The organism is Rhodococcus sp. 14-2496-1d, assembly GCF_002259365.1.
In the GTDB taxonomy this organism is placed as follows: domain Bacteria; phylum Actinomycetota; class Actinomycetes; order Mycobacteriales; family Mycobacteriaceae; genus Rhodococcoides.
Window position 1 is genome coordinate 92,498 of the sequence record NZ_NPFV01000002.1, and the last position, 14,420, is coordinate 106,917.

Here is a 14,420-nt window from a genome sequence, read left to right on the forward strand (position 1 = left end):
ATGAAGATCACCGTCGGCTACCTCGCCACCCCCAGCGGAGACGACGGCGTAGCCCTGGCCACCGCCCTCGCCCGTGCCCTCGATGCCTCCATCGACATCGTGCTGGTCATGGCCGTGGACGAACCCGTCATGGAGGGCAGCGGACCGTACCGAAAGGTTCTCGAGGCCAAGGCGCGAGGCTGGGTGGACGACGCGGCCGCCCAGGTGCCGTCGGGCATCGAGGTGACCACGCACGTGCTCACCCACGAGTCGTTCGCCCGTGCCCTGATCGACTTCGCGGTGAACACCGATGCCGACATGATCGTCGTGGGCGGTGCCGGTGACGGTCTGTTGAACCGGCACTCGATCGGGTCGGTCGCCAGTCAACTGCTGCATGCGTCGGAGGTACCGCTGGCCCTTGCCCCTCGGGGTTACCGGCTCTCCAGCGCTCCGATCACCGACCTGACCGTCGCCGTCCCCACTCGGGCCTCTGCCCCGAATCCGCTGCCCTTCGCCATCACCCTTGCCAGCGCGGCGCACGTGCCGGTGCGCTTGGTGTCGCTGGTCTCGCTCGAACCGACCGGGGCTCCGAGCGACGAGACGTCACTGGACACCCGTCGACGACAGGTTGCCGCCGCGCAGGACAATCTCGACCGGGCGGTTCGCGCTCTCCCCGATATCGACGGCCTGCAGTCCGTCGTCGCCGACGGGTCGACGCTGGACGAGGCGATGGGCAACCTCGACTGGAAGCCGGGCGATGTGCTGTTCCTCGGCTCGAGTCGACTGGCGACTCCCAAGCGGGTGTTCCTCGGTTCGAGCGCAGCGAAGATTCTGCGGGCCGCCCCGGTGCCGGTGGTCGTCGTCCCGCACGAGTAGAGCGGCTGCGCCGCATGTGAGCGGAAATTCGTAGCAGAGGTCGAGTTTCCGTGCACGTGCGGCGAAGCCGCTCTGTCAGCTGTCGAAGCCCAGACCCAGCGCGTCCATTCCCTTGAGCCACAGGCCGCGCTTGCCGCCGTTGCGGTCGGCTCGGGCGAACTCGGCGCGGGTGACGTTGATGCCGATGGATCTGATGGGCTCGGGTGGGAACGGCAGAGGCTTGCTGCGCACCATCTTCAGTCGTGTTCGTTCGGTGTCCTTGCCATCCAGCAGATCGAGGGCGGTGCGGGCCCCGAAGTGCGACGCGCCGACGCCGAGGCCGGTGAATCCGGCCACCGAGGCCACCCGTCCGTTCAGTCCGAGGTCCCAGAAGGCGCTGAACCGCGAGCACGTGTCGATCGACCCGCCCCAGGCATGGGTGGCACGGATTCCTTCGAGGCCGGGGAACATCTGCAGCAGGTGTTCGGCGAGCAATGCGAACTCTTCGGGATGTTGGGTTCGGCGTGGGTCGGTGTCGCTACCGTAGAAGTAGTGCGCGTCCCACCCGCCGAACAGGATGCGATCGTCCGCCGTCAACCGGAAGTAATGGAATCTGTTGCCGCAGTCGGCCAAGCCTTCGCGACCGGACCAGCCGATGTCGGCGAGCTGCGCAGACGTCAGCGGTTCGGTCATGATCACGTAATCCCACACCGGGACGATCCAGTGACGGAGCTTGCGACGCAACGACTTCGATGCCGAGGTGGCGAGCAGAACCTTGGCGGCCTCGATGGTGCCGTATCCCGTCTTCACTCGAATACCGTTGCCGGACTTGCCGATCGACAGAGCCCTGGTGTTCTCGTGAATCCGAACGCCGAGCGACTCGGCCGCGTCGGCCAGGCCCCACGCGAGTTTGGCGGGATCTATCATCGCGACGTCGGGGTCGAACAGTGCGCCGCGCGCCATGGGTGAGGCGATTCTGGACCGCACTGCCGCGGCATCGAGGTATTCCATCGGCTGCGACAGTCGTCTCCCCTCGTCGCCGAGCTCCCGCAGGTCGTCCACCTGCCAGTCGAAATTGGCGATGTCGAGCTCGCCGGTGCGTTCGATGTCGGCGTCGATTCCGTACTTCTCGGCAGTCGCGCAGATCGCATCGAGCGTCTCGGTGCCCATGCGCAGCAGCTCGGGTAGTTCGTCGGCGTAGCGGTCGAGTCCGTTGCTCAGTCCGTGCGTCAGGCTGGCCGCGCAGAAGCCGCCGTTGCGTCCCGTTGCGCCCTCGGCGATTCGATCGCCTTCGAGCAGGACGATCGACCGGTTCGGATTCTCCTCCGCCGCCTGCAGAGCCGCCCACAATCCGGTGAACCCGCCGCCGACGATCACCAGATCCGCGGCTGCCGAACCCGTATGCCGTGGCCGTGGTGCCGGGCGTTCGGGACGGTCGAGCCAGTAGGACTCCGGTGCCGCGCCCGCCACCATCGCCACGCCGCGGTCGGTGGGGGCGGTTGCCCATGACGCGCTCATCGGGCATCCCCCTGCGCCTCGGGATGGGCCGAAGCGAACACCGTTCGGTGCCAGGCCTTTCGAGCCACACCGGTGATATCGGTCATGACGTGCTTGACGGTCAGATACTCGTCGAGAGAGTAGCTCGACATGTCCTTCCCGAACCCCGAGGCCCCGAACCCGCCGTGTGGCATCTCGCTGATGATCGGGATGTGGTCGTTGATCCACACACAGCCGACGGCGATCTCCCGCGTCGCTCGGCCCGCGCGGTACACGTCCCTGGTCCAGGCGGAGGCGGCCAGTCCGAACTCGGTGTCGTTGGCGCGTCGGATCGCATCGTCGTCTCCGTGATGCTTCGTCACCGTGAGCACCGGGCCGAACACCTCGTCGCGATAGATCTCGTCCTGCTCGCCGACATCGGCGATCAGGGTCGGCGGGTAGAACGCACCCGGGCCCTCCGGCACACGGCCTCCGGTGACGATCCTGGCTCCGGTGGCGCGAGCCCGATCCACCATGGCGGCAACACGATCGCGGTGCGCGAGGGAGATCAACGATCCCATGTCGGTCGCCGGATCGGTCGGGTCTCCCATCACGACGCGTCCCATCAACTCGGCGACTCCGGCGACGAAGTCGTCGTAAAGGGATTCGGCGACGATGGCGCGGGTGGCTGCCGTGCAGTCCTGGCCGCCGTTGATCAACGATCCCGCGACGGCTCCGTGGATGGCTGCGTCGAGATCTGCGTCCTCGAACACCACCAGCGGTGCCTTGCCGCCGAGCTCGAGCTGCACGCGGGTGCCGTGCGCGGCGGCCTGCGCCATCACGCGCCTGCCGACGGGAGTGGAGCCGGTGAACGTCATCAGGTCCAGACCCGCGTGGGAGGACAGCGCGACGCCTGCGTCGAGACCGGTTCCGGTGACCACGTTGAACACCCCGTCGGGAACGCCTGCTTCGGTGGCCAGGCGCGCCAGCCGCAACGTGGTCAGCGGGGTGAGTTCACTGGGTTTGAGCACGATGGAGCATCCGGCCGCCAACGCAGGCATCGCTTTCCACACCGCCATCTGCAGCGGATAGTTCCACGGCGTGATCGAACCGACCACTCCGACGGCATCACGACGGATGGCGGAGGTGTGCTCACCCGAGTACTCCGCAGCAGCCTTGCCGTCCAGGTGCCGCGCCGCTCCGGCGAAGAACTCGATGTTGTCGACGCTGCCCGGAACGTCGAATTCCCTTGCCAGTCTTGACGATTTGCCGGTCTGCGCCACTTCCTCGGACACGAAGTTCTCCGCGTCGGCGGCCACGAGCCGCGCCAGTTCCGTCAACACGGCACTGCGGTGCGCGGGGGTGGCGGTGGACCATGCGGGAAAGGCCGATCGGGCATGCGCGAGAGCCGAATCGACGTCGGCGGCGGTGGCCAGACCCACCTCGGCGACGACCGCTCCGGTCGCGGGATCGTCGATCTCGTACCGATCACCGCGACCGTCCGCCGAGCGTCCACCGATCCAACAACCAGGAATGTTCGCCATGCCTGCGACAGTACCGTCGGATCCACGGATTCTCTCTGTTTCCGGCCTTTCGACAACGGATTCTGTCGTATCGATCGAGAAATGACACGCTTTTCATCGTCGACGGGTTGTGTTCACGGCCACCACAGTGACAAGATCGATCCATGCCCGAGCAACCACCCATCGCACTCGACGACGTCTCCAAGGCGATCATCGAGCAACTCCAGGAGGACGGGCGTCGCTCGTACGCTGCCATCGGCAAAGCCGTCGGACTCTCGGAAGCGGCTGTCCGCCAACGAGTTCAGCGCCTGACGGACTCCGGTGTCATGCAGATCGTCGCGGTGACCGATCCGGTACAGGTCGGATTCAAGCGCCAGGCCATGATCGGCATCAGGTGCACCGGCGACAGTTACGCACTGTCCGAGGAACTGTCGGCTATCGACGCGATCGACTACGTCGTCCTCACCGCAGGGTCGTTCGACGTCGTCGTGGAAGTCGTGTGCGAGGACGACGAACAACTCCTGCAGATCCTGAACAAACAGATCCGCAGTCTGGACGGTGTCACCAGCACCGAAACGCTGGTCTATCTCAAACTCGTCAAGCAGCAATACAATTGGGGAACACGATGACGCGAACGACATCCGAGCTCGACGCCTCCGCAGCCAAGCATCTGTGGGGCCACTTCACCCGCCACGGCGCAGGGGTCACTCCCCCGATCATCACCCGCGGCGAAGGGTCGACCATCTGGGACTCGAACGGCAAGAGCTACATCGACGGTCTTTCGGGGCTGTTCGTGGTGCAGGTGGGGCACGGCCGAGAGGAACTGGCCGAGGCTGCCGCGAAGCAGGCCAAGGAGTTGGCCTTCTTCCCCCTGTGGTCGTACGTGACCGAACCTGCGATCGAGCTCGCCGAGCGGCTCGCCGGGTACGCCCCCGGCGATCTGAATCGCGTCTTCTTCACCACCGGCGGCGGCGAGGCCGTCGAGAGCGCATGGAAGCTCGCCAAGCAGTACTTCAAGAAGGTCGGCAAGCCCGGTAAGCACAAGGTGATCTCGCGATCCATCGCGTACCACGGCACCCCGCAGGGCGCGCTGGCCATCACCGGGATCCCTGCGCTCAAGGAACCGTTCGAGCCGCTGACACCGGGCGCGTTCCGAGTGCCCAACACCAACATCTACCGCGCCCCCGCTCCCCTGGACACCGACCCCAAGGCGTTCGGAATCTGGGCAGCGGACCGGATCGCCGAGGCCATCGAATTCGAGGGCCCGGATACGGTTGCCGCGGTGTTCCTCGAGCCGGTTCAGAACGCCGGCGGCTGCTTCCCTCCCCCGCCCGGATACTTCGAGCGGGTCCGTGAGATCTGCGACCGGTACGACGTTCTGCTCGTCTCCGACGAAGTCATCTGCGCTTTCGGCCGGATCGGGTCGATGTTCGCCTGCAGCGACTTCGGCTACGTGCCGGACATCATCACCTGCGCGAAGGGTATGACCTCGGGCTACTCACCCATCGGCGCAATGATCGCCTCCGACAAGCTCTTCGAGCCGTTCGACGACGGCAAATCGAGCTTCGCGCACGGGTACACCTTCGGCGGCCACCCCGTCTCCGCCGCCGTGGCCATGGCCAATCTCGACATCTTCGAGCGCGAGGGCATCAACGCGCACGTCGCAGACAGTGCACCGGCGTTCCGTGCGACGCTCGAGAAACTGCACGACCTGCCGATCGTCGGAGACGTGCGCGGCGAGGGATTTTTCTACGGCATCGAGTTGGTCAAGGACAAGACCACGAAGGAGACGTTCAGCGACGCCGAAGCCGAACGCATCCTTCGCGGCTTCCTGTCGACGGCCTTGTTCGACGCAGGCCTGTACTGCCGCGCCGACGACCGCGGCGACCCGGTGGTGCAGCTGGCTCCGCCACTGATCTGCGGTCAGAAGGAGTTCGACGAGATGGAGCAGATCCTGCGCAGCGTTCTGACCGAGGCAGGGAACCTGATCTGACGGAGGCTGCTACCGGCCGATGCGGTCGATCACGAGGGGCCTCGGCTGCGGGGCCGTGGCCCCTATCTCCCAGCTGGATTCGAGTGCCTGCTGCGCATACTCGAAGCGCTCGGGAGTATCGGTGTACAGCGTCGCCAGCCGATCTCCTGCACGCACCCGATCGCCGGGCTTGGCGTGCAATCGGACACCGGCGGCGGCCTGCACCGGCTCACCCTGACGCTCGCGGCCCGCGCCCAGCCGCCACGCCGCCAGTCCGACGCCCATCGCGTCCAATCCGGTGACGACACCGTCGGTGGCGGCGGTGAAGTCCTGGCTCTCGCGAGCGACGGGTAGTGCGGCATCGGGATCGCCGCCCTGCGCGGCGATCATCGTCCGCCACCGATCCATGGCCGAACCGTCGGCGAGTTTGTCGGCGGGGTCGATGCCCTCGATCCCGGCTGCGGCGAGCATCGTGCGGGCCAGCGTGATCGTCAGCTCGACGATGTCGGCCGGCCCACCTCCGGCGAGTACCTCCACCGATTCCTCGACCTCCAGCGCGTTGCCCGCGGTGAGCCCGAGCGGGGTGTCCATCGCGGTCAGCACCGCCAGAGTTCGTACGCCCGCGTCGGTTCCGAGCTCGACCATCGCGGTCGCGAGTTCGCGTGCGTCGTCGACGTTCTTCATGAACGCGCCTGCACCCACCTTGACGTCCAACACGAGCGCCCCGGTGCCCTCGGCGATCTTCTTGCTCATGATCGAACTGGCGATCAACGGGATGGATTCGACCGTTCCCGTCACGTCTCGTAGGGCGTAGAGCTTCTTGTCGGCGGGGGCCAGATCGGCACCGGCAGCGCACACGACGGCACCGATCGCCGGATCGGCGAGGATGCGATGCATCTCGTCACCGCTCAGATCCGCCCGCCATCCGGGGATCGACTCGAGCTTGTCGAGCGTTCCGCCGGTATGGCCCAGTCCTCGACCGGACAGCTGCGGCACAGCGGCCCCGCAGGCGGCGACGAGCGGAGCCAGCGGCAGCGTGATCTTGTCTCCGACACCACCGGTCGAATGTTTGTCGACCGTGGGCAGCGGCAGTGTCGAGAAGTCCATTCGTGTGCCCGACGCGATCATCGCGTTCGTCCACGTACCGAGCTCGCGACGCGACAGTCCGCGCCACAGAACGGCCATCGCGAGAGCCGACATCTGTTCCGGCGCGACGGATCCGCGGGTGAACTCCGCGATCACCCATTCGATCTGTTCGTCGTCGAGAACCCGCCCGTCGCGTTTGGCGCTGATGATCGATACGGCGTCAGGCATGGTTGTTCACGCGTCCTTCGTCGAGGTTGTCGGGGCCGAAAGCATTCGGGAGCAACTCTGCCAGTCGAGCCGGTCCCGAGACGGTGTCGACGAGCAGATCCGGGCCGCCGAACTCGTACAGCAGCTGTCGGCATCGCCCGCACGGCATCAGAATTTCACGTCGGGAATCGCAGCACGAAAAGGCCACGAGTCTGCCGCCGCCGGTCGTGTGCAGGTTCGAGACCAACCCGCACTCCGCACACAGCCCCAAACCGTATGAGACATTTTCCACATTGCACCCGGTGACTATCCGATTGTCGTCCACCAGAGCTGCGGCTCCGACCGGAAAGTTCGAGTACGGGGCGTAGGCACGGCTCATTGCCTCATGAGCATTGTCGCGCAACGTCTTCCAGTCGATTTCGTTCATGGTGAACCATCCAATCACGGTGTCTGAATTGATGCAGAGATCCGGCCGAAAGTGCCTGCGGCAATTGGGAAGGCAAACCTAACACCGGATTTCGGCAGCGTACGAACCTCGAGTCGAATTAGTTCCGTGTTTCGAATGGGTTTACAGTTTCGAGTAAGCGGCTAGTACAACCAGCACTAGGGCCGAATCGCGACAAATCGAGCCAGGCAAGACCGGCCACCGGGGCTCGATGCGTCCACCAACGACGTTGGAGGCATTGCACTCGATGAGTAGCACGACGGAAGTCGCTCCGGTCAAGGAGCGCAAGCGGTCTCTGTACCGCGGGGATCCGGGCATGTGGTCCTGGGTTCTGCACCGCATCACTGGCGTGTTGACGTTCTTCTTCTTGTTCGTCCACGTCCTCGACACGGCGATGGTTCGGGTCAACCCCGAGACGTACGACGCCATCATCGAGACCTACAAGACCCCGCTCGTCGGCCTGATGGAGATCGGCCTCGTCGCGGCTGTGCTGTACCACGCGTTGAACGGCATCCGCGTGATGTTGATCGACTTCTGGTCCAAGGGACCGCAGTACCAGAAGCCGATGCTGTGGGCGATCGCAGTGGTCTGGCTCGTCGTCATGATCCCCGGCGCGGGACGAATCTTCTACAACATGTTCACGGCGGGTGGTCACTGATGTCGACGCAGGGTCCCGAGGCGAAGGTCCTCGGCACGAACTACGACCGTCCGGCCAGCTTGGCCAACCCGCGTTCGCCGCGGCGCCAGAGCAAGGGCAACTTCGAGCTCTACGCATGGCTGTTCATGCGCTTCTCCGGCCTGGCACTCGTCGTGCTCGTGCTGGGCCACATGTTCATCATGCTCATGCTCGACGACGGTGTGCACCGCATCAACTTCGCATTCGTCGCCGGTCGCTGGGCCAGCCCGTTCTGGCAGTTCTGGGACCTGACGATGCTGTGGCTGGCGCAGCTGCACGGCGGCAACGGCCTGCGCACGATCATCGCGGACTACTCCCGCAAGGACTCGACGCGTTTCTGGCTGACCACGCTGCTGGTGCTGTCGATGATCCTCATCATGGGCGTCGGCACCTACGTCATCTTCACGTTCGATCCCAACATCACGGCGAGCTAAGGACACTGACGCTTACATGCAGGAACATCGTTACGACGTACTGATCGTCGGCGCAGGCGGTGCCGGTATGCGTGCTGCGATCGAGGCCGGACCCCGTGCTCGGACAGCCGTACTGACCAAGCTCTACCCCACGCGCTCGCACACCGGCGCAGCTCAGGGCGGCATGTGTGCCGCACTGGCCAATGTCGAGGAAGACAACTGGGAGTGGCACACGTTCGACACCGTCAAGGGCGGCGACTACCTCGCCGACCAGGACGCGGTGGAGATCATGGCCAAGGAAGCCATCGACGCAGTTCTCGACCTCGAGAAGATGGGTCTTCCGTTCAACCGGACGCCCGAGGGCAAGATCGATCAGCGACGCTTCGGTGGTCACACCCGTGACCACGGCAAGGCTCCGGTCCGTCGTGCGTGCTACGCAGCCGACCGCACCGGCCACATGATTCTGCAGACGCTCTACCAGAACTGCGTCAAGCACGACGTCGAGTTCTACAACGAGTTCTACGCACTGGATCTGTGTCTGACCGAGACCGACGACGGTCCCGTCGCAACCGGCATCATCGCCTACGAGCTCTCCACCGGTGAGCTGCACATCTTCCACGCGAAGTCGATCATCTTCGCCACCGGCGGGTCGGGCCGGATCTACAAGACCACCTCCAATGCCCACACCCTCACCGGTGACGGCATGAGCATCGTGTTCCGCAAGGGTCTTCCTTTGGAGGACATGGAATTCCACCAGTTCCACCCGACAGGTCTCGCAGGCCTGGGCATCCTCATCTCCGAGGCCGTGCGAGGCGAGGGCGGCATCCTGCGAAACGAGTCGGGCGAACGCTTCATGGAGCGCTACGCACCGACCATCAAGGACCTCGCGCCCCGCGACATCGTCGCGCGCTCGATGGTGCTCGAGGTGCTCGAAGGACGCGGCGGCGGCCCGAACAAGGACTACGTCTACATCGACGTCACGCACATCCCCGAGGAAGTTCTCGACGAGAAGCTCCCGGACATCATGGAGTTCTCCCGCACGTACCTCGGTGTCGACCCCGTCAAGGAGCCGGTGCCCGTCTACCCGACGTGCCACTACGTCATGGGTGGCATCCCCACCAAGATCCGCGGCGAGGTTCTGCGCAACAACGAGGACATCGTTCCCGGTCTCTACGCGGCCGGCGAGTGCGCTTGCGTCTCCGTGCACGGAGCCAACCGTCTCGGCACCAACTCGCTGCTCGACATCAACGTCTTCGGGCGTCGTGCCGGCATCGCCGCCGCCGAGTACGCGAACTCGGTCGACTTCACCCCGCTCCCCGAGGAGCCGGCGAAGATGGTGCAGGACTGGCTGGAGCTGATCCTGTCCGATCACGGCCACGAGCGCGCAGCCGACATCCGTACCGAGATGCAGCAGTCGATGGACAACAACGCATCGGTGTTCCGTACGGAAGAGCGTCTCGAGACGGCGCTCAAGGATGTCCGCGCCCTCAAGGAGCGGTACAACAAGATCACCGTCGAGGACAAGGGCAAGCGCTACAACAGCGACCTGCTCGAGGCCATCGAACTCGGCTTCCTGCTCGAAATGGCGGAGGTCACGGTCGTCGGCGCACTCAACCGCAAGGAATCGCGCGGCGGACACGCTCGCGAGGACTACCCCGAGCGCAACGACGCCGAGTACATGAAGCACACCATGGCCTACAAAGAGGGCGAAGGTCTGCTCACCGAGATCCGCTTGGATTACAAGCCGGTAATCCAAACCCGCTACGAGCCGATGGAGCGGAAGTACTGATATGAGCGCACCCACCCTGGACAAGAAGTCCAACGAGTCCGATCTGCCGCCCGTCCCCGAGGGCGCGGTGATGGTCAACCTCAAGATCGCGCGCTTCAATCCCGAGAGCGGTGACGGTCAGCGCTGGGACACCTTCCAGGTCCCCACCCTGGCCACCGACCGTCTGCTCAACCTGCTGCTGTACGTGAAGGGCTACCTGGACGGCACGCTCACGTTCCGTCGCTCGTGCGCACACGGAGTCTGCGGCAGCGACGCGATGCGTATCAACGGCGTCAACCGTCTCGCCTGCAAGGTGCTCATGCGCGACATGCTCCCCAAGGACTCGTCGAAGACGCTGAACATCACCATCGAGCCCATCAAGGGTCTGCCGGTGGAGAAGGATCTCATCGTCGACATGGAACCCTTCTTCGACGCCTTCCGCGCCGTGAAGCCGTTCCTGATGACTACCGGTAACGAGCCGACCCGTGAGCGGATCCAGTCCGCAGCGGACCGCGCCCGGTTCGACGACACCACCAAGTGCATCCTGTGCGCGTGCTGCACCACCTCGTGCCCCGTGTTCTGGAGCGATGGCAGCTATTTCGGTCCGGCCGCCATCGTCAACGCGCACCGGTTCATCTTCGACAGCCGTGACGAGGGTGCAACCGAGCGTCTGGACATCCTCAACGACGTCGAGGGTGTGTGGCGCTGCCGCACCACCTTCAACTGCACCGACGCGTGCCCTCGCGGCATTCAGGTGACCAAGGCCATCCAGGAAGTCAAGCGCGCGTTGCTCTTCGCACGCTGACACCGTCTCGCACCGACGCCGAACGCCCCTTCGCACACGCGAAGGGGCGTTCGGCGTTCGTCGTTCAGACGAACGCGCCGAAGCCCGTTACTCCGCGGCCGACGATCAGGTTGTTGATCTGCGCGGTTCCCTCGTAGGAGTACAGGGCCTCGGCGTCGGCGAAGAATCTGATGACGTCGTGCTCGATGAGAATCCCGTTGCCGCCCAGGATCTCTCGGGCCCAGCCGACAACCTCGCGCAACCGCGTCGTACAGAACGTCTTGGCCAGCGCCGCATGCTCGTCGTGGTGCACGCCGTTGCCCTGCAGCTGAGACACACGGATCGCCATGCCGAGCGAGGCGGTGATGTTCGCCGTCATGCGGGCGATCAGGTCGGAGATCAGCTGGAACGACGCGATCGGAGAGCCGAACTGTTCGCGTTCGCGCGCATAGGCCACGGCCCGCTCGTACGCACCCATCATCACGCCCACCGCCTGGAACGCCACTCCTCCGCGGGTCAGACGGAGCACCTTCGCGGTGTCGGCGAACGAGTTGGCGTCGGCCAGCTTGTTGGCGACCGGGACTCGGCAGTTCTCCAGATGGATGTCGGCGTTCTCGACGGCGCGGAGCGAATACTTGCCCTCGATCTTCTCCGCCCGGAACCCCTCGAAGTCTCGCTCGACGACGAAGCCCTTGACCTCGCCGTCGGCCTCGTCCTTGGCGAACACGATGGTCAGGTCTGCGAAGGTGGCGTTTCCGATCCAGCGCTTGCTGCCGTTGAGGATCCAGTGATCACCGTCGAGGCGAGCTGTGGTCTCGAGTCCGCCTGCGACGTCGGAGCCACCGTGTGGTTCGGACAGTCCGAACGCGCCGATCTTCTCCATTCGGCGCATGGCGGGCAACCATCGTTCGCGCTGCTCCTCGGACCCGAGAATCGAGATACTGCTCATCGCCAGCGAACTGTGCACGCTGAACATCGTTCCCGTGGACGGATCGACCCGGGCGAACTCCATTTCGAGCCAGCCGGTGAGCAGCTTGCGTGAGGCCTTGCGATCATCGAACGCGTAGCCGAGACCGGCGATCTCGAGTTCGGCGATCTTCGGCATCAGGTGCACCGGAGAGGTGGCCTTCTCCCAGAATTCGTTCGCCCGCGGCGCGACCTCGTCCTGCAGGAACCGGCGGGTACGCAGGACCACCTCGGTCTCGGTGCCGTCAAGCATGCTCTGGTACCCGTAGAAATCGGATTCGAGAAAGTCCGGCGACAGTGGTCCGAGGGGCTCGTGCTCGCTCATGTTCGGCTCCTTCGTCTGGTGCCTCCGTCGGGCACCGCTACCGAACTTCTACCCGCCGCGCCCGATTCTCACGCATGCAACCGCCGACCCGAGATGTCAGCGACGTAGTTCGTCGGAGAGGGTGGCCAGTTCGTCGCCGCCCGCCATCTCTGTGGTGAGGTCGTCGAGCGAGATGTCCTCGTGCGCACAGTCCAACGTCTGACGTCCACGATCGAGGAGGACGAAGTGATCTCCGACCATGTACGCGTGATGCGGATTGTGAGTGATGAACACGACGCCGAAGCCTTTCTCCCTGGCCGCCGAGATGTACCGGAGAACCATGCCGGACTGTTTGACGCCGAGAGCGGCGGTCGGCTCGTCGAGAATGAGTACTCGGGCACCGAAGAAGATGGCCCGAGCGATGGCCACGCACTGACGTTGGCCACCGGACAGTGAGCCGATGGGGGCATCGACATCGGGCAGATCGATACCCATCTTGCGGAGTTCGTCGATGGTTCTCGCGCGCATCGCGTTGGTGTCGAGGGTCTTGAAGACCTTGCCCCTGCGCAGCTCCTGACCAAGAAAGAAGTTGCGCCACACCGGCATCAGGGAGACGACGGCGAGGTCCTGGTAGACCGTGGCGATGCCCTGGTCGACTGCCTGCTTGGGCGAGCCGAACGTGGTTGCGGTGCCGTCGACGAGCAGTTCCCCCTCCGACTGCCTGTGCAGCCCGGACATGATCTTGATCAGAGTGGACTTGCCTGCGCCGTTGTCACCGAGGACGCAGGTGACCTCACCGGCACCGACGCGGAGGTCTATCCCGCGCAGCGCGATGATGTTGCCGTAGCTCTTGCCCACGCCTTTCAGTTCGATGAGGGGCGTGTTGTCCGAGGACGTCATGGTCACCTTTTCGCCGCGTAGTTGCGGAAGGAGCTGTTCGCGATCACTGCGAACAGCAGCATCGCGCCGAGGAAGAACTTGAACCAGTCAGGGTTCCAGCCTGCATAGACGATGCCCTGGTTGGTCATGCCGAAGATGAACGCTCCGATGAACGCACCGACGGCCGTGCCGTATCCACCGGTGAGCAGGCATCCGCCGATCACGGCGGCGATGATGTAGAGGAACTCGTTGCCCACGCCCTGACCGGACTGAACGGTGTCGAAGGCGAACAACAGGTGCATGCCGACGAACCAGGCGCAGAAGCCGACGAACATGAACAAGCCGATCTTGACCCGAGTGACCGGGACACCGACCGCACGGGCAGATTCCTGGTTGCCGCCGACAGCGAAGATCCAGTTACCGGTACGGGTCTTCATCAGCACCCAGGTCGCGGCGAGGGTGAACACGATCCACCAGACGACGGTGATGCGGACCGAGACCCCCAGCAGCGAGAACGAGGACGAGAAGACTGCCCTGGCCGAGTCGAATCCCTCCATGTCCGAGATGGACGGAGTGGCGACCTGGCCGGTGACGAGCTTGGTGACGGCGAGATTGATGCCGGTGAGCATAAGGAACGACGCCAATGTGATCAGGAACGACGGAATTCTGGTCGTCATCACCAGGTATCCGTTGAAGAACCCGACCGCCAGTGCCAGCACCAGCGCCAGCGCCGAGCCGGTCCAGACGTTCAGATGCAGGTTGTAGGCCAGCATGGAGGCCATGATCGAGGAGAACGTCACCGCAACCCCGGTGGAGAGGTCGAATTCACCGCCGATCATCAACAGTGAGACACCGATCGCCATGATGCCGATGGTCGAGGACGCGTACAGCACGGTGGCCAGAGCCTCGGGCGACCGAAACGGCGGTGCCACGATGCAGAAGAAGACGAAGATGGCGACCGCGCCGAACAGCGCCCCGACCTCCGGGCGAATCAGTAACCGCTGCAACGGCTTCTGCTTCTTGACCCGCTCGTCCGCTGTCACGGTGTGTTCGGACAGAGCCGGATCGGCCTGTGTGGACATGAGAT

General features: G+C 64.6%; 14 protein-coding genes. 7 read left to right on the plus strand and 7 right to left on the minus strand.

The window, feature by feature from the left end; translation table 11 throughout:
• A complete protein-coding gene (locus tag CH296_RS00610; RefSeq protein ID WP_094628528.1) occupies window positions 1–855 on the plus strand; it encodes a universal stress protein in 855 nt (284 codons plus the stop codon).
• Window positions 856–930: 75 nt separating this feature from the next.
• Here the strand turns inward: CH296_RS00610 and CH296_RS00615 are convergent, their stop codons facing one another.
• Together CH296_RS00615 and CH296_RS00620 are read right to left on the minus strand one after the other, a co-directional pair.
• Window positions 931–2,352 (minus strand): FAD-binding oxidoreductase, encoded by a 1,422-nt coding sequence (locus tag CH296_RS00615; RefSeq protein WP_094630139.1) that lies wholly within the window; start codon window positions 2,350–2,352, stop codon window positions 931–933.
• Entirely contained in the window at window positions 2,349–3,854 is a 1,506-nt protein-coding gene (locus CH296_RS00620) for a gamma-aminobutyraldehyde dehydrogenase (protein WP_094683774.1), read from the minus strand. The genes CH296_RS00615 and CH296_RS00620 overlap by 4 nt, the downstream gene beginning before the upstream one ends.
• 143 nt (window positions 3,855–3,997) lie before the next feature.
• Between CH296_RS00620 and CH296_RS00625 the strand changes: the two genes are divergently transcribed.
• The gene (locus CH296_RS00625) at window positions 3,998–4,462 is read left to right on the plus strand and encodes an Lrp/AsnC family transcriptional regulator (protein WP_032397459.1); all 465 of its coding nucleotides are present in this window, start codon (window positions 3,998–4,000) and stop codon (window positions 4,460–4,462) included.
• A complete protein-coding gene (locus CH296_RS00630; protein ID WP_032397460.1) occupies window positions 4,459–5,826 on the plus strand; it encodes an aspartate aminotransferase family protein in 1,368 nt (455 codons plus the stop codon). Before CH296_RS00625 ends, CH296_RS00630 begins: the two co-directional genes overlap by 4 nt.
• A 9-nt stretch (window positions 5,827–5,835) precedes the next feature.
• On the opposite strand, the gene CH296_RS00635 is transcribed toward CH296_RS00630, so the two are convergent.
• On the minus strand, window positions 5,836–7,119 hold the full coding sequence (locus CH296_RS00635; RefSeq protein ID WP_094630136.1) for a thymidine phosphorylase: 1,284 nt from the start codon (window positions 7,117–7,119) through the stop codon (window positions 5,836–5,838).
• Entirely contained in the window at window positions 7,112–7,525 is a 414-nt protein-coding gene (locus CH296_RS00640) for a cytidine deaminase (protein WP_032398212.1), read from the minus strand. Before CH296_RS00640 ends, CH296_RS00635 begins: the two co-directional genes overlap by 8 nt.
• A gap of 265 nt (window positions 7,526–7,790) precedes the next feature.
• Here CH296_RS00640 and sdhC point away from each other — a divergent pair, with 265 nt between their 5' ends.
• From sdhC to CH296_RS00660, 4 genes are read left to right on the plus strand one after another with little or no spacing between them, the layout of a single operon-like run.
• Window positions 7,791–8,201: a succinate dehydrogenase, cytochrome b556 subunit gene (gene sdhC, locus CH296_RS00645; RefSeq protein WP_082073728.1), complete on the plus strand. Its 411-nt coding sequence runs from the start codon at window positions 7,791–7,793 to the stop codon at window positions 8,199–8,201.
• Entirely contained in the window at window positions 8,201–8,653 is a 453-nt protein-coding gene (locus CH296_RS00650) for a succinate dehydrogenase hydrophobic membrane anchor subunit (RefSeq protein WP_032397462.1), read from the plus strand. The genes sdhC and CH296_RS00650 overlap by 1 nt, the downstream gene beginning before the upstream one ends.
• 16 nt (window positions 8,654–8,669) lie before the next feature.
• The gene (sdhA, locus tag CH296_RS00655; protein ID WP_032397463.1) at window positions 8,670–10,421 is read left to right on the plus strand and encodes a succinate dehydrogenase flavoprotein subunit; all 1,752 of its coding nucleotides are present in this window, start codon (window positions 8,670–8,672) and stop codon (window positions 10,419–10,421) included.
• A 1-nt stretch (window position 10,422) separates the two neighbouring features.
• Entirely contained in the window at window positions 10,423–11,205 is a 783-nt protein-coding gene (locus CH296_RS00660) for a succinate dehydrogenase iron-sulfur subunit (RefSeq protein ID WP_008718029.1), read from the plus strand.
• A gap of 64 nt (window positions 11,206–11,269) precedes the next feature.
• Here CH296_RS00660 and CH296_RS00665 read toward each other — a convergent pair whose 3' ends face one another.
• The 3 genes from CH296_RS00665 to CH296_RS00675 form a co-directional block, all read right to left on the minus strand.
• Complete coding sequence (locus tag CH296_RS00665) at window positions 11,270–12,475, minus strand: acyl-CoA dehydrogenase family protein (RefSeq protein ID WP_094683775.1); 1,206 nt, start codon at window positions 12,473–12,475, stop codon at window positions 11,270–11,272.
• A gap of 96 nt (window positions 12,476–12,571) precedes the next feature.
• Window positions 12,572–13,354, minus strand: a complete 783-nt coding sequence (locus tag CH296_RS00670; RefSeq protein ID WP_045200022.1) for an ATP-binding cassette domain-containing protein — start codon at window positions 13,352–13,354, stop codon at window positions 12,572–12,574.
• A 2-nt stretch (window positions 13,355–13,356) separates the two neighbouring features.
• Window positions 13,357–14,415, minus strand: a complete 1,059-nt coding sequence (locus CH296_RS00675; RefSeq protein ID WP_094645344.1) for an ABC transporter permease — start codon at window positions 14,413–14,415, stop codon at window positions 13,357–13,359.
• Window positions 14,416–14,420: the final 5 nt, after the last annotated feature.